At 66.0% G+C, this 22326-nt stretch carries 22 protein-coding genes and 1 pseudogene; 14 read left to right on the forward strand and 9 right to left on the reverse strand.

Annotated elements, in window-relative coordinates; translation table 11 throughout:
- On the forward strand, window positions 1-845 hold an 845-nt coding region (locus tag I5M_RS09105), incomplete at its 5' end, for a penicillin-binding protein activator (RefSeq protein WP_022721112.1).
- A 16-nt stretch (window positions 846-861) separates the two neighbouring features.
- Here the strand turns inward: I5M_RS09105 and I5M_RS09110 are convergent.
- A complete protein-coding gene (locus I5M_RS09110; RefSeq protein ID WP_022721113.1) occupies window positions 862-1224 on the reverse strand; it encodes a helix-turn-helix domain-containing protein in 363 nt (120 codons plus the stop codon).
- A 69-nt stretch (window positions 1225-1293) separates the two neighbouring features.
- On the opposite strand from I5M_RS09110, the gene I5M_RS09115 reads away from it, so the two are divergent.
- Window positions 1294-1623 carry a nuclear transport factor 2 family protein gene (locus I5M_RS09115; protein WP_022721114.1) on the forward strand — a complete coding sequence of 110 codons (330 nt, stop codon included), beginning with the start codon at window positions 1294-1296 and terminating at the stop codon, window positions 1621-1623.
- Window positions 1624-1627: 4 nt separating this feature from the next.
- On the opposite strand, the gene hemW is transcribed toward I5M_RS09115, so the two are convergent.
- From hemW to rph, 3 genes are read right to left on the reverse strand one after another with little or no spacing between them, the layout of a single operon-like run.
- Entirely contained in the window at window positions 1628-2785 is a 1158-nt protein-coding gene (gene hemW, locus I5M_RS09120) for a radical SAM family heme chaperone HemW (RefSeq protein WP_022721115.1), read from the reverse strand.
- The gene (gene rdgB / locus I5M_RS09125) at window positions 2775-3407 is read right to left on the reverse strand and encodes an RdgB/HAM1 family non-canonical purine NTP pyrophosphatase (RefSeq protein ID WP_022721116.1); all 633 of its coding nucleotides are present in this window, start codon (window positions 3405-3407) and stop codon (window positions 2775-2777) included. The genes hemW and rdgB overlap by 11 nt, the downstream gene beginning before the upstream one ends.
- A gap of 51 nt (window positions 3408-3458) precedes the next feature.
- Window positions 3459-4172: a ribonuclease PH gene (gene rph, locus I5M_RS09130; RefSeq protein WP_022721117.1), complete on the reverse strand. Its 714-nt coding sequence runs from the start codon at window positions 4170-4172 to the stop codon at window positions 3459-3461.
- 141 nt (window positions 4173-4313) lie between these two features.
- On the opposite strand from rph, the gene hrcA reads away from it, so the two are divergent.
- Window positions 4314-5402 (forward strand): heat-inducible transcriptional repressor HrcA, encoded by a 1089-nt coding sequence (gene hrcA, locus I5M_RS09135; RefSeq protein ID WP_022721118.1) that lies wholly within the window; start codon window positions 4314-4316, stop codon window positions 5400-5402.
- Between the two features lie 109 nt (window positions 5403-5511).
- Window positions 5512-6126, forward strand: coding sequence for a nucleotide exchange factor GrpE (gene grpE / locus I5M_RS09140; protein WP_031335939.1), 615 nt, complete (start codon window positions 5512-5514; stop codon window positions 6124-6126).
- A gap of 4 nt (window positions 6127-6130) precedes the next feature.
- On the opposite strand, the gene pncA is transcribed toward grpE, so the two are convergent.
- Together pncA and I5M_RS09155 are read right to left on the reverse strand one after the other, a co-directional pair.
- Window positions 6131-6793, reverse strand: coding sequence for a bifunctional nicotinamidase/pyrazinamidase (pncA, locus tag I5M_RS09145; protein ID WP_022721120.1), 663 nt, complete (start codon window positions 6791-6793; stop codon window positions 6131-6133).
- A 127-nt stretch (window positions 6794-6920) separates the two neighbouring features.
- Complete coding sequence (locus tag I5M_RS09155) at window positions 6921-7883, reverse strand: hypothetical protein (protein ID WP_022721122.1); 963 nt, start codon at window positions 7881-7883, stop codon at window positions 6921-6923.
- Window positions 7884-8248: 365 nt separating this feature from the next.
- Between I5M_RS09155 and dnaK the strand changes: the two genes are divergently transcribed.
- From dnaK to I5M_RS09195, 8 genes and pseudogenes are all read left to right on the forward strand, one after another.
- A complete protein-coding gene (gene dnaK / locus I5M_RS09160; protein WP_022721123.1) occupies window positions 8249-10144 on the forward strand; it encodes a molecular chaperone DnaK in 1896 nt (631 codons plus the stop codon).
- Window positions 10145-10318: 174 nt separating this feature from the next.
- Window positions 10319-11466: pseudogene (gene dnaJ / locus I5M_RS29425) on the forward strand (molecular chaperone DnaJ).
- Between the two features lie 93 nt (window positions 11467-11559).
- Window positions 11560-12162, forward strand: coding sequence for a class I SAM-dependent methyltransferase (locus I5M_RS09170; protein ID WP_022721124.1), 603 nt, complete (start codon window positions 11560-11562; stop codon window positions 12160-12162).
- A 107-nt stretch (window positions 12163-12269) separates the two neighbouring features.
- Window positions 12270-12848 carry an NADPH-dependent FMN reductase gene (locus tag I5M_RS09175; protein ID WP_022721125.1) on the forward strand — a complete coding sequence of 193 codons (579 nt, stop codon included), beginning with the start codon at window positions 12270-12272 and terminating at the stop codon, window positions 12846-12848.
- 6 nt (window positions 12849-12854) lie between these two features.
- Entirely contained in the window at window positions 12855-13565 is a 711-nt protein-coding gene (pyrF, locus tag I5M_RS09180) for an orotidine-5'-phosphate decarboxylase (RefSeq protein WP_022721126.1), read from the forward strand.
- Between the two features lie 18 nt (window positions 13566-13583).
- Complete coding sequence (locus I5M_RS09185; RefSeq protein WP_022721127.1) at window positions 13584-13892, forward strand: DUF1330 domain-containing protein; 309 nt, start codon at window positions 13584-13586, stop codon at window positions 13890-13892.
- 90 nt (window positions 13893-13982) lie between these two features.
- Window positions 13983-14798, forward strand: coding sequence for a 4-hydroxy-tetrahydrodipicolinate reductase (dapB, locus tag I5M_RS09190; RefSeq protein ID WP_022721128.1), 816 nt, complete (start codon window positions 13983-13985; stop codon window positions 14796-14798).
- Between the two features lie 43 nt (window positions 14799-14841).
- The gene (locus tag I5M_RS09195; RefSeq protein ID WP_022721129.1) at window positions 14842-15462 is read left to right on the forward strand and encodes a 2,3-bisphosphoglycerate-dependent phosphoglycerate mutase; all 621 of its coding nucleotides are present in this window, start codon (window positions 14842-14844) and stop codon (window positions 15460-15462) included.
- Window positions 15463-15638: 176 nt separating this feature from the next.
- Here the strand turns inward: I5M_RS09195 and I5M_RS09200 are convergent, their stop codons facing one another.
- Both I5M_RS09200 and I5M_RS09205 read right to left on the reverse strand, forming a co-directional pair.
- The gene (locus I5M_RS09200) at window positions 15639-16532 is read right to left on the reverse strand and encodes a bifunctional helix-turn-helix domain-containing protein/methylated-DNA--[protein]-cysteine S-methyltransferase (RefSeq protein ID WP_022721130.1); all 894 of its coding nucleotides are present in this window, start codon (window positions 16530-16532) and stop codon (window positions 15639-15641) included.
- 48 nt (window positions 16533-16580) lie between these two features.
- Window positions 16581-17102: a DUF2244 domain-containing protein gene (locus I5M_RS09205; RefSeq protein WP_022721131.1), complete on the reverse strand. Its 522-nt coding sequence runs from the start codon at window positions 17100-17102 to the stop codon at window positions 16581-16583.
- Window positions 17103-17125: 23 nt separating this feature from the next.
- Here I5M_RS09205 and nth point away from each other — a divergent pair, with 23 nt between their 5' ends.
- Window positions 17126-17965: an endonuclease III gene (gene nth, locus I5M_RS09210; protein WP_022721132.1), complete on the forward strand. Its 840-nt coding sequence runs from the start codon at window positions 17126-17128 to the stop codon at window positions 17963-17965.
- 275 nt (window positions 17966-18240) lie between these two features.
- Here nth and I5M_RS09215 read toward each other — a convergent pair whose 3' ends face one another.
- Window positions 18241-19182: a peptidylprolyl isomerase gene (locus I5M_RS09215; protein WP_031335940.1), complete on the reverse strand. Its 942-nt coding sequence runs from the start codon at window positions 19180-19182 to the stop codon at window positions 18241-18243.
- A 356-nt stretch (window positions 19183-19538) separates the two neighbouring features.
- Here I5M_RS09215 and secA point away from each other — a divergent pair.
- A partial coding sequence (gene secA / locus I5M_RS09220; protein WP_022721134.1) for a preprotein translocase subunit SecA occupies window positions 19539-22326 on the forward strand: 2788 nt, incomplete at its 3' end.

The following is a 22326-nucleotide window of genomic DNA, read 5'->3' on the forward strand; positions in this document are numbered from 1 at the left end:
CACAGCAGGCGATCGACGAAGGCGCCGAGATCATCTTGGGACCGTTGTTCGCCGCCTCCGTGCCCGCCGCCGCCCAGGTGGCCCGGGCGCGCGGCATCACCGTGGTGGCGTTCTCGACCGATGCGAGCGTCGCCGGCCGCGGGGTGTTTCTGCTGAGCTTCCTGCCCGAGTCCGACGTCAACCGGATCATCAGCTACGCGTCCAGCGTCGGGAAGCGCTCTTACGCCGCGATGGTGCCGGACAATGCCTATGGCAACGTGGTCGAAGCCGCGTTCAAGCAGCAGGTCAGCCGGCTCAACGGCCGTGTGGCCGTGTTCGAGCGCTACGGCGCCGATCGCGCCGGCCCCGCCCGCAGCGTTGCGCAAGGGCTGGCCAATGCGGATTCGCTGCTGCTCGCCGACGACGGTGATGCTCTGGCCGGCGTGGCCGATGCACTCACAGCAGCGGGCGCCGATCTGAAGCGTGTGCAATTACTCGGCACCGGGCTGTGGGACAATCCGCGGGTGTTCGCCACCCCGGCGCTGCAGGGCGGTTTGTTCGCCGCGCCCGATCCGTCGGGCTTCCGCGCCTTCTCGGGCCGTTACCGCGCCAAATACGGCCAGGATCCGGTGCGCACCGCAACGCTTGCTTACGACGCGGTGGCGCTGATCGCCGCGCTGGCCCGCGCGCAGCCCGGTCAGCGCTTCACCGCCGAAGTGCTGACGAATCCGTCCGGCTTCACCGGCATCGACGGCCTGTTCCGCTTCCGCGCCGACGGCACCAACGAACGCGGCCTCGCCGTGATGCGCGCGGCGGCCGGCGGCCCGCAGCCGGTGGCGGGATCGCCGAAGAGTTTCGGGGCCTGAGGATATTCGGGGCCGGTCAGGGCTTGTGCTCGATCCAGCCCAGCAGCGCGTCGAGCGCCGGGCAGAGCGACTGGCCCCAGGCGGTCAAGCGGTACTCCACTTTCGGCGGCACTTCCGGGTACACGGTGCGAGCGACGATGCCGTCGGCCTCCAACTGCCGCAATTGCTGAGTCAGCATCTTCTGCGAAACGCCGGCGACCAATCGTTCCAGTTCGGAGAAGCGCAGCGTGCGGCCGCCGAACAGATGAAACAGGATCAGGATTTTCCAACGGCCTTCGAGCAGGCGAAGCGCGGCCGCGATTCCGTCCGCCGCGGTCAGCGGCGTGTGGTCGGGATTACTTCGAGGTAAGTCACCGACTTTCTGGTCCGTTCTTGTCATGGGCGCACCTTAGGGCCAGCTCTTTCGCGTCGCAATCACGCGGCCCATTCGAGTCCCGAGAGAAGATCCATGACCGTTTCGCTTCCTGCCCCGATCGATGCTTACTTCGTCAGCTCCAACTCCCGTGAACCGCAGGCCGTCGCCGCCGCCTTCACGGTCGACGCTCAGGTTCATGATGAAGGCAAAATTTATCGTGGCCGCGAAGCGATCGCTGCGTGGAAGCGGGCGGCGCTCGACAAGTACCAGATGCAGATGGAGCCGCTGACGATCGAGCAGGTCGGTCAGACGGCTGTAGTAACCGCCGCGGTGGAGGGCGACTTTCCCGGCAGCCCGGCGCGACTGACCTATCGCTTCGGCCTCCGCGACGGCGGGATCGAATCCTTGTGGATCGGTGGATAGCCGGCTACGCCGCCAGATCGGCCACTACGGCGTCGAGCACCGGGAAGCCGGCCTGCGTCACGCGCAGTCGTCCATCGGCGCCGACCGCGATGGCGCCTTCGTCGAGGAGCAGTGCGATGCGGGCCGGGTCGAGCGAGCGGCCCGACAGCGCCTGATAGCGCTGCGGGTCGATGCCTTCGGCGAGCCGCAGCCCCATCAGCAGGAATTCGTCGGCACGCTCTTCGCTGTTGAGGTTGTCGTCGGTGATGACGCCCTGGCCGCAGGCTTCGACGCGCATCAGCCAGCTCTCCGGCCGGCGCTCGGTGGCTGTCGCGTGGCGCACGCCGCCGATGTCGAGCCTTCCATGCGCGCCGGGGCCGACGCCGGCATATTCCTGGCCGCGCCAGTACACGAGATTATGCCGGCACTCCGCGCCGGGACGGGCGTGGTTGGAAATCTCGTAAGCCGGCAGGCCGAGCTCGGCGCAGGTCGCCTGCGTGACATCGTACAGCGCGCGCGCGAGATTTTCGTCCGGCGTCTTCAGCTTGCCGGCGCGGTGCATCGCGTAGAACGGCGTCTCCGGCTCGATGGTGAGCTGATACAAAGACAGATGCTCGGCCGCCTCGCCGATAGCGACGCGTAGTTCGGCCTCCCACATCGCCGGCGTCTGGTCGGGCCGCGCGTAGATCAGGTCGAACGAGTAGCGATCGAACGCCGAGCGCGCGATCGCCACGGCATCCATGGCCTCCTGCGCGGTGTGGAGGCGTCCGAGCGATTTCAGAGAGGCGTCATCGAGAGCCTGGACGCCGAGCGACACGCGATTGACGCCCGCGGCCCGATAACCGCGGAAGCGCGTGGCCTCGACGCTGGTCGGATTGGCCTCGAGGGTTACTTCCGCGTCAGGCGCGACGCGCCAGTGCTTGCCGATCGCGTCCAGCACCGCGCCGACCGTCTGCGGCTGCATCAGCGACGGCGTGCCGCCGCCGAGGAAGATCGACGTGACTTCGCGCGGGCCGGTGCGTTCGGCGGTGGTCGCGATCTCTCGCGCAAAGGCGCGGGCGAAACGCTCCTCGTCGATCGCGGCGTGGCGGACGTGGCTGTTGAAGTCGCAATACGGGCACTTCGACAGGCAGAACGGCCAATGTACGTAAACGCCAAAGGCCTGATCGGAGTTAGCCGGCAAGGCAGATCTCCGCCAGTTTGACGAACGCCTTGGCGCGGTGCGACAGGCCTAGGCCGAGCGGCGGCAGGCCGTGCTTCTCGATACTGGTCATTTCGCCGAAAGTGCGATCGAAGCCGTCGGGCAGAAACATCGGATCGTAGCCGAAGCCGGCGGTGCCGCGCGGCGGCCAGACCAGCGTGCCGTCGGCGCGCGCCTCGACGTCGTCGACATGACCGTCCGGCCAGGCGACGCACAGCGCCGAAACGAAATGCGCCTTGCGCTGCGCCGGCGTGGTGGCGCCGCGCTCCTGCAGCAGCCGCTCGATCTGCGCCATGGCGGCGCCGAAATCCTTGTTCGGGCCGGCCCAGCGCGCCGAATAGATGCCGGGCGCGCCATCCAGCGCCTCGACAGCAAGCCCTGAGTCGTCGGCGAAGGCCGGCAGCTTCGCCGCCTGCGCGGCGGCTTCGGCCTTGATCCGGGCGTTGGCCTGGAACGTGTCGCCGGTTTCCTCCGGCTCGCCGAGCCCCAGTTCGCCAGCCGACACCGCCTGAATGCCGTAGGGCGCCAGCAGCTCGCGCATCTCGGCGAGCTTGCCGGGATTGTGGGTCGCGATCACGAGCTGGCCGGTGATTCGTCGGTGCATGGTGGCCTCAGGATAGCGCAGAACGCACCGCGAATGGGTGGCAGGAACGACTCACCCCACCGCCATCTTCTGCAGATCGACCAGCCGCGCCACGCCCTTCTGGGCCAGCGCCATCAGGTTGAGGAACTCGTCCTGGGTGAACGGGGTCTTTTCGGCGGTGCCCTGCACTTCGATGATGCGGCCGTCACCGGTCATGACGAAGTTGGCATCGGTTTCGGCTTCGGAGTCCTCGGCGTAATCGAGATCGAGCACCGGCGTGCCGTTGTAGATGCCGCAGGAGATCGCCGCGACGTTGTCGCGCAGCACCTGACCCTTGGTCATGTTACGCGCCTTCATCCAGTTCAGGCAGTCGGCCAGCGCCACCCAGGCGCCGGTGATCGAGGCGGTCCGGGTGCCGCCATCGGCCTGCAGCACGTCGCAATCGACCGTGATCTGGCGTTCGCCGAGCGCCTGCAGGTCGACGATGGCGCGCAGCGAGCGGCCGATCAGGCGCTGAATCTCGACGGTACGGCCGTTCTGCTTGCCGGCCGAAGCCTCGCGGCGGGTGCGTTCCAGCGTGGCGCGCGGCAGCATGCCGTATTCGGCCGTCACCCAGCCGCGGCCCTGGCCCTTCAGCCACGGCGGCAGCCGGTCTTCCAGCGTTGCGGTGACCAGCACGTGAGTGTCGCCGAACTTCACCAGGCAGGAGCCTTCGGCATATTTCACGACGCCGCGTTCCAGCGTCACGGGACGCAATTCGTCGGGCGCACGGCGGCTCGGCCGCATGGGAAGTCCTCCATCGAAGTCGGGAAATCGAAAGTCGCGTGCTTTTAGGGGCGCGTGGCCCCAAGGGCAACCGGCTTCGCCCCACTGGCTTGTATCCAGAGCCGAGCGACGACAGATTAGGCAGGCTGCAGGAGGAGAATCTTGGCTCACCACGACCCGATCGGCCTGATCGCCCCCAATGCCGGGCTGGCCCAGCTCAACGAACGCTCGCGGGAGATTTTCCGGCAGATCGTCGAAAGCTATCTGGCGACCGGCGAGCCGGTCGGCTCGCGCAACATCTCCCGCTTGATTTCGGTGCCGCTGTCGCCCGCCTCGGTGCGTAACGTCATGGCCGATCTCGAACATCTCGGGCTGATCTATGCGCCGCACACCTCGGCGGGCCGGCTGCCGACCGAGCTCGGGCTGCGTTTCTTCGTCGACGCCCTGATGCAGGTCGGCGACCTCACCGAACCGGAGCGTCAGTCGATCCAGGCGCAGCTCTCTTCGGTCGGCCGGGCGCAATCGGTCGAGGCCGCGCTCGGCGAGGCGTTGACCCGGCTGTCGGGGCTGACGCGCGCCGCCGCGGTGGTGCTCACCGCCAAGACCAACGTCCGGCTCAAGCACATCGAATTCGTCCGGCTCGAACCGGAGCGCGCGCTGGTGATCCTGGTGGCCGAAGACGGCCAGGTCGAAAACCGCGTGCTGCCGCTGCCACCGGGCGTCCCGTCCTCGGCGCTGACCGAAGCCTCCAACTATCTGAATACGCGGATCCGCGGGCGCACGCTGGCCGACGCTCGCGTCGAGCTGGAAAACCTGCTGTCGCAGGACAAGGCCGAGCTGGATCAGCTGACCCAGAAGGTGATCGCAGCCGGCGTTGCCAGTTGGTCGGGCGGCAATGGCGACGAGCGGCAACTGATCGTGCGCGGCCACGCCAATCTGCTCGAAGATCTGCATGCGCTCGAAGATCTCGAGCGTGTGCGGTTGTTGTTCGACGATCTCGAAACCAAGCGCGGCGTGGTCGATCTGCTCGGCCGCGCCGAACGCGCCGAGGGCGTGCGCATCTTCATCGGCTCGGAGAACAAGCTGTTCTCGCTGTCGGGCTCTTCCACCATCATCGCGCCCTATAGCGACGGCGCCGGCCATATCGTCGGCGTGCTCGGCGTCATCGGCCCGACCAGGCTGAACTATGCGCGGGTGATCCCGATGGTCGACTACACAGCGCGGATCATGAGCCAGATGCTCGGCGGCTGATGCCGGGCGGCGGCGGATGTGGGGCCGCTGCGCTTGATTTTCGCGGCGCAAACCCCGATATCCCGCCCTAACCCCGCAAATCGACGTGTGATTTTCAAAAGGTAGCGTGATGACCGATTCCGACGGACACAAGGACACTCCGGACCAGACCGCCCAGGGCGAGCCGGTGGTTTCCAAGCCGTACATCATGCCCGACGACCCCGAAGAGGGTGCCAACGAAGCCCTGGTGAAGGAAGCCGCTGAGGCGCGCGACAAGATGCTGCGCACGCTGGCCGAGATGGAGAATCTTCGCCGGCGCACCCAGAAGGAAGTCGCCGATGCCCGCACCTATGGGGTCACGGCGTTCGCCCGCGACGTGCTGGATATCGCCGACAATCTGCAGCGCGCGCTCGATGCGGTGCCGGCCGAATCGCGCGCCAATGCCGAAGCGGGCCTCAAGGCGCTGATCGAAGGCGTCGAACTCACCGAGCGGTCGCTGCTCAATGCGCTGGAGAAGAACGGCGTCAAACGCTTCGACCCGCAGGGCCAGAAGTTCGATCCGAACTTCCAGCAGGCGATGTACGAGGTGCCGGATGCGTCGGTACCGGCCGGCACCGTGGTGCAGGTGGTTCAGGCCGGCTTCACCATCGGCGACCGCGTGCTGCGTCCTGCGCTGGTCGGCGTCTCCAAGGGCGGCGCCAAGGCGGCGCCTGCCGCATCGGAGCCGACTCCGGGGACGAACTGAGCGCTTAGCCGAGGTCTGCGGCGCGGATGCGCCCGACCCCGGCCGCGGTCATGTCCGACCAGGCCTTGGTCAGCGAGCCGTCGGCATCGATCGCCCGGCACGCATCCTCGATCACCCATGTCTCGAAGCCCGCCTGCCGCGCATCCAGCGCGGTCCAGGCGACGCAGAAATCGGTCGCAAGCCCGGTGACGAAAACCCTGCTGAGGCCCCGCGCCTTCAGGTAGGCGGCCAGCCCGGTCGAAGTCGTGCGGTCGGCTTCCATGAAGGCCGAGTAGCTGTCGACACCCGGGTGGAAGCCCTTGCGGATGATCAGCTGGGCGTGCGGAATGGCGAGGTCGGCCGCCAATGCGGCGCCCTCGCTGCCCTGGATGCAGTGATCCGGCCACAAAACCTGCGTCCCATAGGCGAGCGTCGTGGTTTCGAACGGCTGCTTGCCGGCGTGGCTCGAGGCGAATGAGATGTGGCCGGGCGTGTGCCAGTCTTGCGTGATCACCACATGGGTGAATTGGCCGGCCAGTCTGTTGATCACCGGCACCACGGCGTGGCCGTCCTGAACGGCGAGGCTGCCGCCGGGTAGAAAATCGTTCTGCACATCGACTACCACCAGCACCGCGCGGGCATCGGTGGGCGCGAGCGCAGTCTCGCTGCGGGAATCGGGGGCGGTCATGCGGGCTCCGGCTATACAGGCCGGGCGCGACTACACCAACGGCTCGAAGGGCCGTAAAGAGGCCGCGCTGCTGATTGCGTTCGCAGTCGCTGCCGCCGCGCTCAGCACGGCAGGTTCAGCACGGTAATCAGCCGCGCCCCTTGAGACCGTCGCGCACCTTGCGGAAACGCGGAAATGCGCTTTCCCATTGGTCTTTCGGCGACGAGCCGATCACCCGCATGGCCACGTTGGCGCCGCCGAAGCGAAGCCATTGCACCACCGTCACCGGCGTATTGTCCTTGCCGCTGACGGCGTCGATGCGGGTCTCGAAGCCGGGCGAGCCATCGATGCGGATCGGCTCGGACACCGTGACCTTGGCGTCGCGCAGTCCGGGGATCGCGGCGGCCGATTGCTGCGCAAAACGGGCGCGGTCATCGGTCTGCTCCGGCACCGAGCCGATCAGGCCCAGCACCATGAAGGGCGCGGCTTCGACGCCCTTGTCGTCGTCGCCATCGGCCAGCAGCAGCGCGGCGCCGGGCGCCAGCGTCCGCACCGTCTTGAAATCGGCGAGCTCGCCGACAGTGAACGGCATCTGGGCGACCTGCTCGGCGACCGGCACCTGCTGGCGCACCGCGACGCTCGCCATCATTTTCTTGACCGCGTCGTCCGAATAGGTGTTGGCCTCGACGGCGGCGACCTGCACCGCCACATAGCCGGAAAAGCCCTTGCCGCCTGGGACGATCAGCGAATAGCGCCGGACCTTGTCGGGCCCGTCGGTGGCGTCTTCGGCGGTGTAGTAGCCCTTGCCGGCGGCGGTCTCGATGCTCTCCGGCTTGATCTTGCCGAGCGATCCGTCGGGCGCCGCCTTGAAGGCTGCATCGACCTGTTCGTAGGCCGGGCCCGGCAACTCGGCCACCAACACTTTGACGCCGTGGTCGGCAGATTCGAAGCCCAGGAACGACTTGGACTCGCTGAGCCCCGGCATCGGCGTCATGCCGACGCGGATCGCCCGCGGAAAAATCGGCTCGGCGGCGTAGCTGAGGCCGGCCATGGCGGTCTGCAACGAGGCCGCCAAAAGCGTGGCGGCGAACAGGCGTGCTATCTGTTTCATGTGCTGGTCTAGTGGTCCCGCATTGAGGCCGTTCGATGATCGGCGGCCGCTCGTCCAGGGGCATTCGGCTGGGTCGCCGCCAGCGGTTCGCATCCGCCGCGACCAGACTTGCCGGCGACCACCTGATCAAGCCGCATCGCCGCGTCAAGCGCAATCGCAGCCCGCTGCGGCGCACCCCGCCGGCGGCCAGGATGCGTTGGCGCGCAAGGATTTCGCCAACATTGCCGCAGCCGGTCCTTGCGGCCCCGACCCCCCCTCCTATATGAGCCTCACCACCGCAAAATCGCGAGTATTTGATATTGGGGGTTTGGTTGGAGCGCCGTCAGGGCCCATCCAACTCGCCGCAACGAAAGGATGTAAGGACCATGGGAAAGGTCATCGGCATCGACCTCGGCACCACGAATTCGTGCGTCGCCGTAATGGATGGCAAATCGGCGAAAGTGATCGAGAACGCCGAGGGCATGCGTACGACCCCGTCGATCGTCGCCATCACCGACGAGGGTGAGCGGCTGGTCGGCCAGCCGGCCAAGCGCCAGGCAGTCACCAATCCCGAGCGCACCTTCTTCGCCGTGAAGCGTCTCATCGGACGGCGCTACGACGATCCGATGGTCGAGAAGGACAAGGGTCTCGTTCCCTACAAGATCGTCAAGGCCGGCAACGGCGACGCCTGGGTCGAGGCCGACGGCAAAACCTATTCGCCCTCGCAGGTCTCCGCTTTCATCCTGCAGAAGATGAAAGAGACCGCCGAGGCGCATCTCGGCCAGAAGGTCGACCAAGCGGTCATCACCGTCCCGGCTTACTTCAACGACGCCCAGCGTCAGGCCACCAAGGACGCCGGCAAGATCGCCGGCCTCGAAGTGCTGCGCATCATCAACGAGCCGACCGCGGCTGCGCTGGCCTATGGCCTCGACAAGGCCAAGAGCGGCACGATTGCGGTGTACGACCTCGGCGGCGGCACCTTCGACGTCTCGGTGCTGGAAATCGGCGACGGCGTGTTCGAAGTGAAGTCGACCAACGGCGACACCTTCCTGGGCGGTGAAGACTTCGACATGCGTCTGGTCAACTACCTGGCCGACGAATTCCAGAAGGAGCAGGGCATCAACCTGCGCAACGACAAGCTGGCGCTGCAGCGGCTGAAGGAAGCCGCCGAAAAGGCCAAGATCGAGCTGTCGTCGACCACCCAGACCGAGATCAACCTGCCGTTCATCACCGCGGACCAGTCCGGTCCGAAGCATCTGACCATGAAGCTGACCCGCGCCAAGTTCGAAGCGCTGGTCGACGATCTGGTGCAGCGGACGATCGAGCCGTGCCGCAAGGCGCTGAAGGATGCCGGCCTCACCGCCGGCGAGATCGGCGAAGTGGTGCTGGTCGGCGGCATGACCCGCATGCCGAAGGTCCAGGAAGTGGTGAAGCAGCTGTTCGGCAAGGAGCCGCACAAGGGCGTCAACCCGGACGAAGTCGTGGCGATCGGCGCGGCGATTCAGGCCGGCGTGCTGCAGGGCGACGTCAAGGACGTGCTGCTGCTCGACGTCACCCCGCTATCGCTGGGTATCGAGACGCTGGGTGGCGTGTTCACCCGCATCATCGATCGCAACACCACGATCCCGACCAAGAAGAGCCAGGTGTTCTCGACCGCTGAAGACAATCAGAACGCGGTCACCATCCGGGTCTTCCAGGGCGAGCGCGAGATGGCGGCCGATAATAAGATCTTGGGCCAGTTCGACCTGATGGGCATTCCGCCGGCGCCGCGCGGCATGCCTCAGATCGAGGTGACGTTCGATATCGACGCCAACGGCATCGTCAACGTCTCGGCCAAGGACAAGGCGACCGGCAAGGAGCAGCAGATCCGCATCCAGGCCTCGGGTGGTCTGTCGGATTCAGACATCGACAAGATGGTCAAGGACGCCGAGGCCAACGCTGCCGAGGACAAGAAGCGCCGCGAGGCGGTCGACGCCAAGAACCATGCCGACGCGCTGGTGCATTCCACCGAGAAGGCGCTGGCCGAGCACGGTTCGAAGGTCGCCGAGCCCGAGCGCCGTGCCATCGAGGATGCGCTCAGCGATCTGCGCGAAGCGCTGAAGGGTGACGACGCCGAGGCCATCAAGGCCAAGACCAACACCCTGGCCCAGGCTTCGATGAAGCTCGGCGAAGCGATGTACACGCAGCAGGCCGAGTCCGACGCGGCCAAGCACGCCGCCCAGGACGACGTCGTCGACGCCGAGTTCACCGAGGTCGACGACGACAAGAAGAAGTCGGCGTAATCCGCGAGGTACGCCGCACGCAGACCATGCCCCCATCTGTCGATCGCATCACGCGGCCAACAGGTGGGGGTTGTTTTTGTCGGGCAGATACGGTGGACGACGCGGCATGAAAGCCGCATGACTTCGCCGAAATAAGTCCGCCAACATCGTATCGAAGTCGGGCAGGTTTGACGGATGTCCACCACCAAGCGTTGCTACTACGAAACCCTCGAAGTCGAGCGCAGCGCCGACGACTCCACGCTCAAGAGCGCCTTTCGCAAACTGGCGATGAAGTGGCACCCGGATCGCAATCCGGGCGACAACACTGCCGAGGTGCGGTTCAAGGAAATCAACGAAGCCTACGAGGTGCTCAAGGACGGCGACAAGCGCGCCGCCTATGACCGCTATGGCCATGCGGCGTTCGAGCAGGGCGGCTTCGGTGGCGGTGGTGGCCCGGGCTTCGGCGCCGGTTTCGCCACCTCGTTCTCGGATATCTTCGAAGACCTGTTCGGCATGGCCGGGCAGCGCGGCCGCGGCACCGGTCGCGAGCGCGGCGCCGACCTGCGCTACAACATGGAAATCAGCCTTGAGGACGCCTTCAAGGGCAAGACCGCGCAGATCGAAATTCCGGTCTCGGTGACGTGTGAGTCCTGCTCCGGCAGCGGCGCCAAGGCCGGCACCAAGCCGAAGACCTGTTCGACCTGCGGCGGCGCCGGCCGCGTCCGCCAGGCTCAGGGCTTCTTCACGCTGGAGCGCACCTGCCCGAGCTGCCAGGGCCGCGGCCAGACCATCGAAGATCCGTGCCCGTCCTGCACCGGCTCCGGCCGCGTCACCAAGGAGCGCTCGCTGTCGGTCAACATCCCGCAAGGCGTCGAGGACGGCACCCGCATCCGCCTCGCCGGCGAAGGCGAGGCCGGCGTGCGCGGCGGGCCGCCCGGCGATCTCTACATTTTCCTCTCGGTCGCCAGCCACGCCATCTTCCAGCGCGACGGCGCCGACCTGCACTGCCGCGTGCCGATCTCGATGGTGACTGCGGCGCTCGGCGGCGAATTCGAAGTGCCGACGATCGATCGCGGCAAGTCGAAGGTCAAAGTCCCGTCCGGTACCCAGACCGGCCGGCGCTTCCGCATCGCCGGCAAGGGCATGCCGGTTCTGCGTTCGCGGCAGGTCGGCGACATGTACGTGCAGGTCGCCGTCGAGACGCCGCAAAATTTGACCAAGAAACAGCAAGAGTTGCTTGCCGAGTTCGAAAAAACTATCGTCCGGTGCAACCCCAACCCGAGGCGGTGGGTTTCTTCGCGAAAGTGAAGGACTTCTTCGGAGCACGAGCGAGTACCCCCTAACGGTCGGCTTGACCGCCTGGGATCGGGCCTATAGTTGTTGATGTAACAAAAAATTTGACACTGGGCCGCGTTATTCCCCGGTTGGGAAGTAAGATGACTATGCACTCATCCGCCCGCGCGTTGAAGAAGCCGGCACGTCTCGACGACGAGGTCCGCTTCCTGCGGTCTTGGATCGAGAAGCCGCTGCACATGGGTGCGGTGATGCCGTCGGGCAAGTTTCTGGCCCGCACCATGGCCCAATATGTCGATGTCGACTCGACCGGACCGGTCGTTGAACTCGGGCCCGGCACCGGGGCCATCACCTCCGCCCTGATCGATCATGGCGTCGACCCCAAACGGCTGGTGCTGCTCGAGTTCGATCCCGGCTTTTGCGCATTGCTGCGCGAGCGCTATCCGCAGGCCAAGGTGGTGCAGGGCGACGCCTATCGGCTGCGCGACACGATGTGGAAGGTGTTGCCGGAGCCGGCGACAGCCATCGTTTCGGGCCTGCCGCTGGTCACCAAGCCGATGCTGACGCGGATGAAACTCGTCCGCGATGCGTTCAACCTGCTCGAGCCTGGCGCGCCGTTCGTGCAGTTCACCTATTCGGTCGCGCCGCCCATCCCCAAATCGCTCCCCGGCGTCGACACCGAGGCCTCCGAGCGAATCTGGATGAACATCCCGCCCGCCCGGGTCTGGGTCTATCGCAAGCGCTGAGCGCTGCCACTTCTCCCGCACCTATCCCGCAAAATTCCGATGTGCTCTGGCGGCTCAGCCGCTAAACAGGACGCGTCCCGACTGGCGTTCTTGAAGGATATCGGCCGATGGCGGCGGTGAAGATCCTCATCATCCCTGGCTCGCTGCGCACCGGCTCGCACAATGTGCGTCTCGCCGCCGCGGCCGCGCATGAATTCGTGCGCGCCGATGTCGAGGTGACGCGGCTGTCGCTCGCGGACTATCCGCTGCCGATCTACGACGCCGACTTCGAGGCCAAGTCGGGCGTGCCGATGCACGCGATCAATCTCAAGCGGATGATCGGCGCGCATCAGGGCGTGCTGATCGTCAGCCCGGAATACAACTCGGCGCCGCCGCCGCTGCTCAAGAATGCGATCGACTGGGTGACGCGCGTCGAGGATCCGGGTGAGTCTCAGGGCCAGGTGTTTCGCGAGCGCGCATTTGCGCTCGCCGCGGCGTCCGAGGGCAAGCTCGGCGGCTCGCGCTGCCTCGCCGCGCTGCGGCTGATCCTGTCCAGCTGCCGCGCGCCGGTGATCCCCAATCAACTCGCGCTGTCGTTCGCGCACGAAGCCTATGACGACAACGACCGCCTCAAACACGCGGCCGACAGCAGCGCGCTGCGCGCCATGGTGCGGCAACTGATCGAATTCGCCCAGCAGATGAGATGAGACCAAATGGCTGATGCCGACAGCAGTGACCGCGACCGGCTGATCGTCGCGCTCGACCTGCCCGATCTCCGGATCGCCGAAGCCATGGTCGACCGGCTCGGCGACAGCGTCGGCTTCTACAAGATCGGCTATCAGCTGGCCTATGCGGGCGGCCTGCCGCTGGCGCGCGCGCTGGTCGGTGCCGGCAAGAAGGTGTTCATCGATCTCAAGCTGCACGATATCGGCAACACCGTGTCGGGCGGCGTCGAAAGCCTCGGCCATCTCGGCGCGACGTTTCTCACCGTGCATGCCTATCCGCAGACCATGAAGGCCGCCGTGGCGGCCCGCGGCAGCTCGGGCGTCAAGATCCTCGCCGTTACGGTGCTGACGTCCTACGACGATGCCGATCTGCGCGACGCCGGCTATGGCCTCGGCGTGCGCGATCTGGTCGAAGCGCGGGCGCGCCAGGCGCTGGCGATCGGCGTCGACGGGCTGGTGTGTTCGCCCGAGGAAGCCGCACATCTGCGCGGCATCGTCGGCCCCGATATGGTGCTGGTCACCCCCGGCATCCGGCCGGCGGGCGCCGCCAGCGACGATCAGAAGCGCATCATGACGCCCGCCAAGGCGATCGCCGCGGGCGCCAGCTATCTGGTCGTCGGCCGCCCGATCACCAGCGCGGCCGATCCAAAACAAGCCGCCGATGCCATCGTCGCCGAGATCGCACAGGCTCGCGCTTAGTTAACAAGGAGTTCGAGAATGCCGAAGGGTTACTGGGTGGCGCGGGTCGACGTACACGATCTCGACGGCTACAAGCGCGACTACGTCGCTCACAACGGTGCGGTGTTCGCCAAATACGGCGCCCGGTTCCTGGTCCGCGCCGGAACTTTCGAGACCGCCGAAGGCACCTCGCGCAGCCGCAACGTGGTGATCGAATTCAAGGACTACGCCACCGCGCTGGCCTGCTTTCACTCTCCGGAATACCAGGCGCTGATCAAGGCACGTGCCCCCTTTTCGGAGAGCGATTTGATCATCATCGAGGGCTACGACGGCCCGCAGCCGGGCTGACCCGCGGTTGCGCGACGGCTCTGCCGTTCGGTGAGTTGCCGCGTTGTTGTCGCGCCGCTATACCGCGCCTTGAAACAAGGATGTGAGCCGATGTCCGATATGCGTCTGATCGTTGCCGGAGCCGGCGGCCGGATGGGCCGCGCTTTGACGCGCGCCATCAGCGACACCAAAGGCGTCGTGCTGGCGGGCGCACTCGAGGCGCCGGGCTCGGAGCTGCTCGGCAAGGATGCCGGCGTGCTCGCCGGTCTGCCGGAGAACGGCGTCAAGCTCTGCGCCGATCTGTGGGCACTGTCGGCCAAGGCCGATGGCATCATCGATTTCACCGTGCCGGCCGCCACCATCGCCAACGTGGCGATCGCGGCGCAGCGCGGCATCGTGCATGTCATCGGCACCACCGGCCTGACGGCCTCCGACAACGCGGTGATCCACAGCGTCACCAAACAGGCCGTGGTGGTGAAGTCCGGCAATATGAGCCTCGGCGTCAATCTGCTGGCGGCGATCACCAAGCGCGTCGCGCAGTCGCTCGACGACTCGTTCGACATCGAGATCGTCGAGATGCACCACCGCGCCAAGATCGACGCGCCGTCCGGCACCGCGCTGCTGCTGGGTGACGCGGCCGCGGCCGGGCGGGGCATCGAGCTCGATCAGCATTCGGCCCGCGGCCGCGACGGCGTCACCGGCGCGCGGCGGACCGGCGATATCGGCTTCGCGGCGCTGCGCGGCGGCACCGTCACCGGCGATCACAGCGTGATCTTCGCCGGCCCCTATGAGCGCATCGAACTCAGCCACAAGGCCGAGGACCGCATGATCTTCGCCCACGGCGCGCTGAAAGCTGCGCGCTGGGCCCACGGCAAGTCGCCGGGCCTGTATTCGATGATGGACGTGCTGGGGCTGTCCGACATCTAGGTCCGATCTCAATTCCAAGTTCTCATTCAAGGCGGAAGTATCAATGAGTGATCGTCTTCTTGTGCTGGTGCGTCACGGCCAGAGCGAATGGAATCTCAAGAACCTGTTCACCGGCTGGAAAGACCCGGGCCTGACCGAGAAGGGCATCGCCGAGGCCAAGGCCGCCGGCGCCAAGCTCAAGGCGGAAGGCCTGTCGTTCGACGTCGCCTACACCTCGGCGCTGACCCGCGCGCAGACCACGCTCGAACTGATGCTCGCTGAGCTCGGCCAGACGGGGCTTAAGACGACCAAGAACCTCGCGCTGAACGAGCGCGACTACGGCGACTTGTCGGGCCTCAACAAGGACGACGCCCGCAAGAAATGGGGCGAGGAGCAGGTGCTGATCTGGCGCCGCTCCTACGACGTGCCACCGCCCGGCGGCGAGAGCCTGAAGGATACGCTGGCTCGCACGCTGCCCTACTACGTGCAGGAGATCCTGCCCGGCGTGCTGCGCGGCGAGCGTACCATCGTGGCGGCGCATGGCAATTCGCTGCGCGCGCTGATCATGGTGCTGGAGAAGCTCACCCCCGAGCAGATCCTCAAGCGCGAACTCGGCACCGGCGCGCCGGTGGTGTACCGGCTCAACGCGGACTCGACCGTGGCGTCGGTGGTGGATCTGGCTTGATCGGCCTCGCTAAGCGCCGCCACACGAAACCCTCATGGTGAGGAGCCCGGCGTAGCGTAGCGAAGCCGGGCGTCTCGAACCATGTGCTACGCAATTCATCCTTCGAGACGCGGCCTAAAGGCCGCTCCTCAGGATGAGGCCCGTATGAGCGGCGGCGCTTGTTAGCTCGCGACTAACTAACTCTCCAGCCGCCCCGCTTCCCAGCCGATCATTGCCTGCTTGCGGGTCAGGCCCCAGTGATAGCCGGTGAGGGCGCCGCCTTTGCCGAGGGCGCGGTGGCAGGGGACCACGAACGAGATCGGGTTCTTGCCGACTGCGGCGCCGACGGCGCGCGAGGCTTTGGGCGAGGCGAGTTTCGCCGCGATGTCCGAGTAGCACACCGCCTTGCCGAGCGGGATTTTCAGCAGCGTCTCCCAGACCCGGACTTCGAAATCGGTGCCGATCAGCACCACGCGCAGCGGCTGCTCGGCGCGCCACTGCGCCGGATCGAAGATGCGCCGCGCCAGCGGCGCAGTTGCGGCGGGGTCTTCGACATAGGTGGCGCGCGGCCAACGCTGCTGCAGGTCGACGAACGCTGCCTGCTCCTCGCCCGGATCGGCAAAGGCGAGACCGGCGAGGCCGCGATCGGTGGCGATGACCACGGCGCTGCCGAACGGCGAGGGATGAAAGCCGTAGCGCATGACGAGGCCGGCGCCGCCGCTCTTCCATTCGCCCGGCGACATCGCCTCGTGGGTGACGAACAGATCGTGCAACCGGCCCGGCCCCGATAGTCCAGAGTCGAGCGCCGCATCCAGCACGCTGGCGGAATCGCGCAGCAGCGTCTTGGCGTGGTCCAGCGTCAGCGCCTGCATGAAGGCCTTCGGCGTCAGCCCGGCCCAGCGGCGAAACAGATGGTGGAGTTCGTCGGCCGTCAGTCCGGCCGCATCGGCGATGGCGTCGATGGTCGGCTGGGCCTTCCATTTTTGCGAGATGAAGCCGATGGCCCGGCGCACGCAATCGTAATCGGCGAGCGCGGCGTCGCGGGGGCTGGGACGGACGGGGCGATGGTCGGCGAGCGCGAGATCGGTCATGCGGCGATGATACGCGACGTCCGCCCCGCCGCCACCCGTTTTGCCGGCTCAGCGCGAGTAGCTGACGCCGCGTCGCGCGGTTTCGAGTGCGCTGGTCAAGGCCTTGGCGAAGCTCGCCTTTTCGTCGGCGCCAAGGAAGCTCGCGATGCTCACCCGGCGGCCCGAGGAGACCAGATACAGTCGCTCGATGCCGAATTCGGCGTGGACGATTTTCTCCAGCCGCACCCATAGCGGGTTCGACACCCACTCCATCACGTGGCCACGGTGAGACGTCCGGCGGACGCGTAACTCGCTGGGAGTCATCAGGATTTCTTCAGTGGCGCGGCCGCGGGCGAAGCTCACCCGGAAGGCGATATAGAGCGCCAGCACGTCGAGGCCGAAGAAGCCGAACACCGGCCAGGCGCCGAGCATCCAGAACATCAGCCCCGCGGCGAAGCTGATCGTGCCGACCATCGCCATCAGCACCAGAAAAGCCTTGTGACTCAAGGCGCGATGCGGCCGCAGGCAGGCCGAAAACAGTTTCGGCTGCGGCGAATCCGGACCAAGATCGGTGTCTGCCTGACGAGTCATTTGCGGACCATCACACCCAAGCCATGCCGAATATCACCCGCCGCGTAGCCGGCCCAGCCCCCCGTTCGACGACCAAAAAGGCGGCCAAGCCGTCCAAAGCCGTTGCGGCACCGAAGCCCAAGTCGCTGCGTGCACCCAAAAAGGCTGCGCCGAAAGCCCGCGCCAAAGCCGTGGCGAGCCGCAAGCCGTCCAAATCCGTTGCCGGCACGGCGACCCGGGCCGTGCGCCGCTGGAGCGCGGCCGAGGTCCGCGAAGCCTTCACCCGTTTCGCCAAAGCCAACCCGGAGCCGAAGGGCGAACTCGAACATCTCAATCCGTTCACACTGCTGGTCGCCGTGGTGTTGTCGGCGCAGGCGACCGACGCCGGGGTCAACAAGGCCACGCGTAGTTTGTTCGCCGTCGCCGACACGCCGCAGAAGATGTTGGCGCTCGGCGAAGACGAACTACGCGACTACATCAAGACCATCGGCTTGTTTCGCACCAAGGCCAAGAACGTGATTGCGCTATCGCAAAAGCTCATCACCGACTTTGGTGGGGAGGTGCCGAACACACGCGAAGCGCTCGAGACGCTGCCGGGGCGCGGCCGCAAGACCGCCAACGTGGTGCTCAACATGGCGTTCGGGCAGCCGACCATGGCGGTCGATACGCATGTGTTCCGGGTCGGCAATCGTACCGGGCTGGCGCCCGGCGATACTCCGCTCGCTGTAGAGCTCGAGCTCGAACGCGTGATCCCGGCCGAATTCATGCAGCACGCGCATCACTGGCTGATCCTGCACGGCCGCTACACCTGCTTGGCCCGCAAGCCGCGCTGCGAAGTCTGCCTGATCAACGATCTGTGCAGGTGGCCGGAGAAGACTGTGTAGTTCGCGAACTGCCGGCGAGCTGCTCCGCCAAGTGCACTGAAACCTCATCCTGAGGAGATTCGGCGTCGCCCGACAGGGCGATGCCGAAGCGTCTCGGAGGATGAGGCCACGGGTGCCTGCGGCCATGGTTCGAGACGCCCAGCTACGCTCTTCGAGCTACGCTGGGCTCCTCACCATGAGGCTGTACTTGTGGCGACCGCCTAGCCAGGGCGCAGCAAAATAAAAACGGCCGGGACAGGCCCGGCCGTTTGCATCTGCTTAGTCGTAAAAGACGCTTACTTCTTGGCCGCCGGAGTCTTCGCCGCATCCGGCTTGGCTGCGTCGGGCTTCGCAGCGTCCGCAGGCTTGGCCGCATCGTCGGGCTTGGCGGCCGGCTGGTCCATGCGCTCGATCTTGGCGCTCTGGCGCAGCTGATTGACGTAGTCGGACTGCGCCTTGCGGGTGACGTACTGCTCGATCTGCGGCTTGACCTGATCGAAGCTCGGCGGCTTGCGGTTGCGCTTCTCTTCGACCTTGATGATGTGCCAGCCGAACTGGGTCTTGACCGGATCGGAGATCTGGCCGGGCTCGAGCTTGAAGGCGACGGCCGAGAATTCCGGCACCATCTGGTCCTTGGTGAAGAAGCCGAGATCGCCGCCGTCGGAGGCGCCCGGGTCCTTGGACTTGCTCTTCGCCAGCGTGGCGAAGTCCGCGCCCTTCTTCAGCTCGGCCTCGATCGCCTTGGCCTCGTCCTCGGTCTCGACCAGGATGTGACGGGCGTGGACTTCCTGCTCGCCGGAGATCTGCTTGGCGGCGTCGTCATAGACCTTCTTCATCGCCTCGTCGGTGGTGGCGGCCTTGCCCTGAGCGGCGAGGAGGTCGTCCATCAGCAGGCGGTTACGGGCGAATTCCAGGCGCTTCTTGAACTCCGGCGTATCCTGGATCTTCTTGTCTTCGGCGGCCTTGGCGACAATCTTCATGTCGATCAGGAAGGAAAGCACGTTTTCCTTCTTGGTTGCCGGGTCCATCTGCGCCAGGCTCGGCCCGAGCTCTTCCTCGGCGCGCGCCACATCGCTCTGGTGGATCTCGGCGCCGTTCACCTTGGCGAGCACCGGATCGGCGTCCTCGGCGCGAACGGCCGAGCCGGCCGCAAAAGCGAACGCCAGGCTGCCGGCCAGCGCGGTGCCGAGCACGAGGCCGCGCAGGCCGCGTGTGGTGATGAATGACACAGGTGTCATGTAAAATCCTTGAAATCTGGAATGCCGGGGTGTCGCAGGCGGCGGACAGTCACCCAAACGCGGTGCCTTGGCAACGTGAAAACTCTGTCAAAATGATGAAATCCCTGAAGGGTTCGCGCGTTGACAACCCACTACCTCAACCATATCTCTGCGGCCGCGGGCCCTGGTCGGGCCGCCGCTTGATGCGGCTGCGGCCGGGTCGCCGGTCCCGGGATCGCTGGATACCAATCCTTTCGCGCAGCGCCTGTATCCTGATAAATGTCGGGGCACGGCATCTGGGCGTCACGATGAGTTGATAGTGGCTCGGCGCCGGCATCACGGCTGCCCCACCACATTGCAACGACAGGACGCTCGTAATGATCGGCGCGCTCGCCCGCAAACTCTTCGGCTCCGCTAACGACCGCCGGGTCAAGGGCTACCAATCGCGAGTTGCGGCCATCAATGCTCTGGAGCCGGAGCTGGTGGCGCTGTCCGATGAGGCGCTGAAAGCCCGTACCGCAGAATTTCGCGCCGAGATCGCCGCCGGCAAGTCGCTCGACGACCTTCTGGTGCCGGCCTTCGCCACCGTCCGCGAAGCCGCCAAGCGCACGCTCGGCCAGCGCCATTTCGACGTGCAGCTGATCGGCGGCATGGTGCTGCACGAGGGCGACATCGCCGAGATGAAGACCGGCGAAGGTAAGACCCTCGTCGCCACCCTGGCGGTGTATCTGAACGCGCTGTCCGGCAAGGGCGTGCATGTCGTCACCGTCAACGACTACCTGGCCAAGCGCGACTCCGGCTGGATGGGCCAGATTTACGGGTTCCTCGGCATGACCACCGGCGTTATCGTGCACGGCCTCGACGACGCCCAGCGCCAGGCCGCCTATGCGTGCGACATCACCTACGGCACCAACAACGAATACGGCTTCGATTATCTGCGCGACAACATGAAGTACCGGCTGGAGGATATGGTCCAGCGCGGCCATAACTTCGCGATCGTCGACGAAGTCGACTCGATCCTGATCGACGAAGCCCGCACCCCGCTGATCATCTCCGGGCCGCTCGACGACCGCTCGGATTTCTACAACACCATCGACACCTTCATCCCGCGGCTCGACAAGTCCGACTACGAAGTCGACGAGAAGCAGCGCAGCGTGACGCTGACCGAAGCCGGCATGGAGAAGATCGAGCGGCTGCTCGGCGACGCCGGCCAGCTCCGCGGCGAGTCGCTGTACGACGTCGAGAACGTCTCGGTGGTGCATCACGTCAACCAGGCGCTGCGCGCCCATACGCTGTTCCAGCGCGACAAGGACTACATCGTCCGTAACGACGAGGTGGTGATCATCGACGAGTTCACCGGCCGCATGATGCCGGGCCGGCGCTATTCGGAGGGCCTGCATCAGGCGCTCGAAGCCAAGGAACACGTCACCGTTCAGCCCGAGAACCAGACGCTGGCGTCGATCACCTTCCAGAACTACTTCCGCATGTATTCCAAGCTCGCCGGCATGACCGGTACGGCGGCGACCGAAGCGGACGAGTTCTTCGACATCTACAAGCTCGAAGTCGTCGAGATCCCCACCAACCTGCCGGTGTCGCGTATCGACGAGGACGACGAGGTCTATCGCACTCAGCAGGAGAAGTACGCGGCGATCCTGGCCGAGGTCGAGCGCGCCAACAAGCGCATGCAGCCGGTGCTGGTCGGCACCGCCTCGATCGAGAAGTCCGAAGTGCTGGCCGAGGTTCTGAAGAAGGCCGGCTACAAGCAGATCGACTTCACCGATCCGAAGGGCATGGAGAAGCTCTACGCCGCCGCCCGCGTCGGTAAGCCGGCCAAGCTGTTCGCGGTGCTGAACGCCCGCTTCCACGAGCAGGAAGCCTATATCGTCGCCGAAGCCGGCGTGCCGGGCGCCATCACCATCGCCACCAACATGGCCGGCCGCGGTACCGACATCAAACTCGGCGGCTCGCTGGAGATGCGCATCCTGCAGGAGACGTCGGATATCACCGACGAGGCCGAGAAGGCCCAGCGTATCGAGCAGATCAAGGCCGATATCGAACGCTTCCGCGAGATCGTGCTGAAGGCCGAGGACGAGATCGAGATCGAGCCCGCCAAGGGCGGCAAGCCGGCCAAGACCGCGAAGCGTCCCGGTGGTCTCTACATCATCGGCTCCGAGCGCCATGAAAGCCGGCGCATCGACAATCAGCTGCGCGGCCGTTCCGGCCGTCAGGGCGACCCCGGCCGCTCCAAGTTCTTCCTGTCGCTCGAAGACGATCTGATGCGGATCTTCGGCTCGGGCAAGCTCGATACCATGCTGACCCGGCTCGGCCTCAAGGAAGGCGAAGCCATCATCCATCCGTGGATCAACAAGGCGCTGGAGAAGGCGCAGCAGAAGGTCGAGGCGCGCAACTTCGACATCCGCAAGAATCTGCTCAAGTTCGACGACGTCCAGAACGATCAGCGCAAGGTGATCTTCGATCAGCGCGTCGAGCTGATGCAGGAAGACAGCGTCGTCGAAACCGTCACCGACATGCGCCACACCTTCATCGAGGACTTGGTCGCCAAGCACGTTCCCGAGCACGCCTACGCGGAGCAGTGGGATGTCGCCGGTCTCAAGGAAGAGCTGCAGCGCGTCGTCGGCCTCGACATTCCGGTCGACGAATGGGCCAAGGAAGAAGGCATCGCCGACGAGGAGCTGATCTCGCGCCTCGAGAAGGTCTTCGACGAGCACATGGCCGCCAAGGTGGCGCAGTGGGGCCCGGACGTTCTGCGCTACGCCGAGAAGACCATCCTGCTGCAGACCCTCGACCATCTGTGGCGCGAGCACCTGGTGATGCTCGATCATCTGCGCAACGTCATCGGCCTGCGCGGCTACGGCCAGCGCGATCCGCTGCAGGAGTACAAGTCCGAGGCCTTCAACCTCTTCCAGGAGATGAGCGCGCATCTGCGCGAGGCCGTCACCGCGCAGCTGATGCGGGTCGAGATCATTCCGCCGGAGCAGCCGCAGGAGCTGCCGCCGATGGAGGCCCACAAGGCCAATCCCGACACCGGCGAAGACGAAATGGCCTTCGCCAACGTCTCGCTCGCGCCCGCCGACACCGTCGAGAAGTCGGCCCGCAACCCGAACGACCCGACGACCTGGCGCAAAGTGGGCCGCAACGAGGATT

It is taken from the genome of Rhodopseudomonas sp. B29 (genome assembly GCF_000333455.1).
Classification (GTDB): Bacteria; Pseudomonadota; Alphaproteobacteria; order Rhizobiales; family Xanthobacteraceae; genus Rhodopseudomonas.

Coding starts and splice junctions, on each gene's coding strand:
- I5M_RS09110 (WP_022721113.1), bottom strand. CDS start 1,224: ATGACAAGAACGGACCAGAAAGTCGGTGACTTACCTCGAAGTAATCCC.
- I5M_RS09115 (WP_022721114.1), top strand. CDS start 1,294: ATGACCGTTTCGCTTCCTGCCCCGATCGATGCTTACTTCGTCAGCTCC.
- rdgB (WP_022721116.1), bottom strand. CDS start 3,407: ATGCACCGACGAATCACCGGCCAGCTCGTGATCGCGACCCACAATCCC.
- rph (WP_022721117.1), bottom strand. CDS start 4,172: ATGCGGCCGAGCCGCCGTGCGCCCGACGAATTGCGTCCCGTGACGCTG.
- grpE (WP_031335939.1), top strand. CDS start 5,512: ATGACCGATTCCGACGGACACAAGGACACTCCGGACCAGACCGCCCAG.
- pncA (WP_022721120.1), bottom strand. CDS start 6,793: ATGACCGCCCCCGATTCCCGCAGCGAGACTGCGCTCGCGCCCACCGAT.
- I5M_RS09155 (WP_022721122.1), bottom strand. CDS start 7,883: ATGAAACAGATAGCACGCCTGTTCGCCGCCACGCTTTTGGCGGCCTCG.
- dnaK (WP_022721123.1), top strand. CDS start 8,249: ATGGGAAAGGTCATCGGCATCGACCTCGGCACCACGAATTCGTGCGTC.
- I5M_RS09170 (WP_022721124.1), top strand. CDS start 11,560: ATGACTATGCACTCATCCGCCCGCGCGTTGAAGAAGCCGGCACGTCTC.
- I5M_RS09175 (WP_022721125.1), top strand. CDS start 12,270: ATGGCGGCGGTGAAGATCCTCATCATCCCTGGCTCGCTGCGCACCGGC.
- pyrF (WP_022721126.1), top strand. CDS start 12,855: ATGGCTGATGCCGACAGCAGTGACCGCGACCGGCTGATCGTCGCGCTC.
- I5M_RS09185 (WP_022721127.1), top strand. CDS start 13,584: ATGCCGAAGGGTTACTGGGTGGCGCGGGTCGACGTACACGATCTCGAC.
- dapB (WP_022721128.1), top strand. CDS start 13,983: ATGTCCGATATGCGTCTGATCGTTGCCGGAGCCGGCGGCCGGATGGGC.
- I5M_RS09195 (WP_022721129.1), top strand. CDS start 14,842: ATGAGTGATCGTCTTCTTGTGCTGGTGCGTCACGGCCAGAGCGAATGG.
- I5M_RS09200 (WP_022721130.1), bottom strand. CDS start 16,532: ATGACCGATCTCGCGCTCGCCGACCATCGCCCCGTCCGTCCCAGCCCC.
- I5M_RS09205 (WP_022721131.1), bottom strand. CDS start 17,102: ATGACTCGTCAGGCAGACACCGATCTTGGTCCGGATTCGCCGCAGCCG.
- nth (WP_022721132.1), top strand. CDS start 17,126: ATGCCGAATATCACCCGCCGCGTAGCCGGCCCAGCCCCCCGTTCGACG.
- I5M_RS09215 (WP_031335940.1), bottom strand. CDS start 19,182: ATGACACCTGTGTCATTCATCACCACACGCGGCCTGCGCGGCCTCGTG.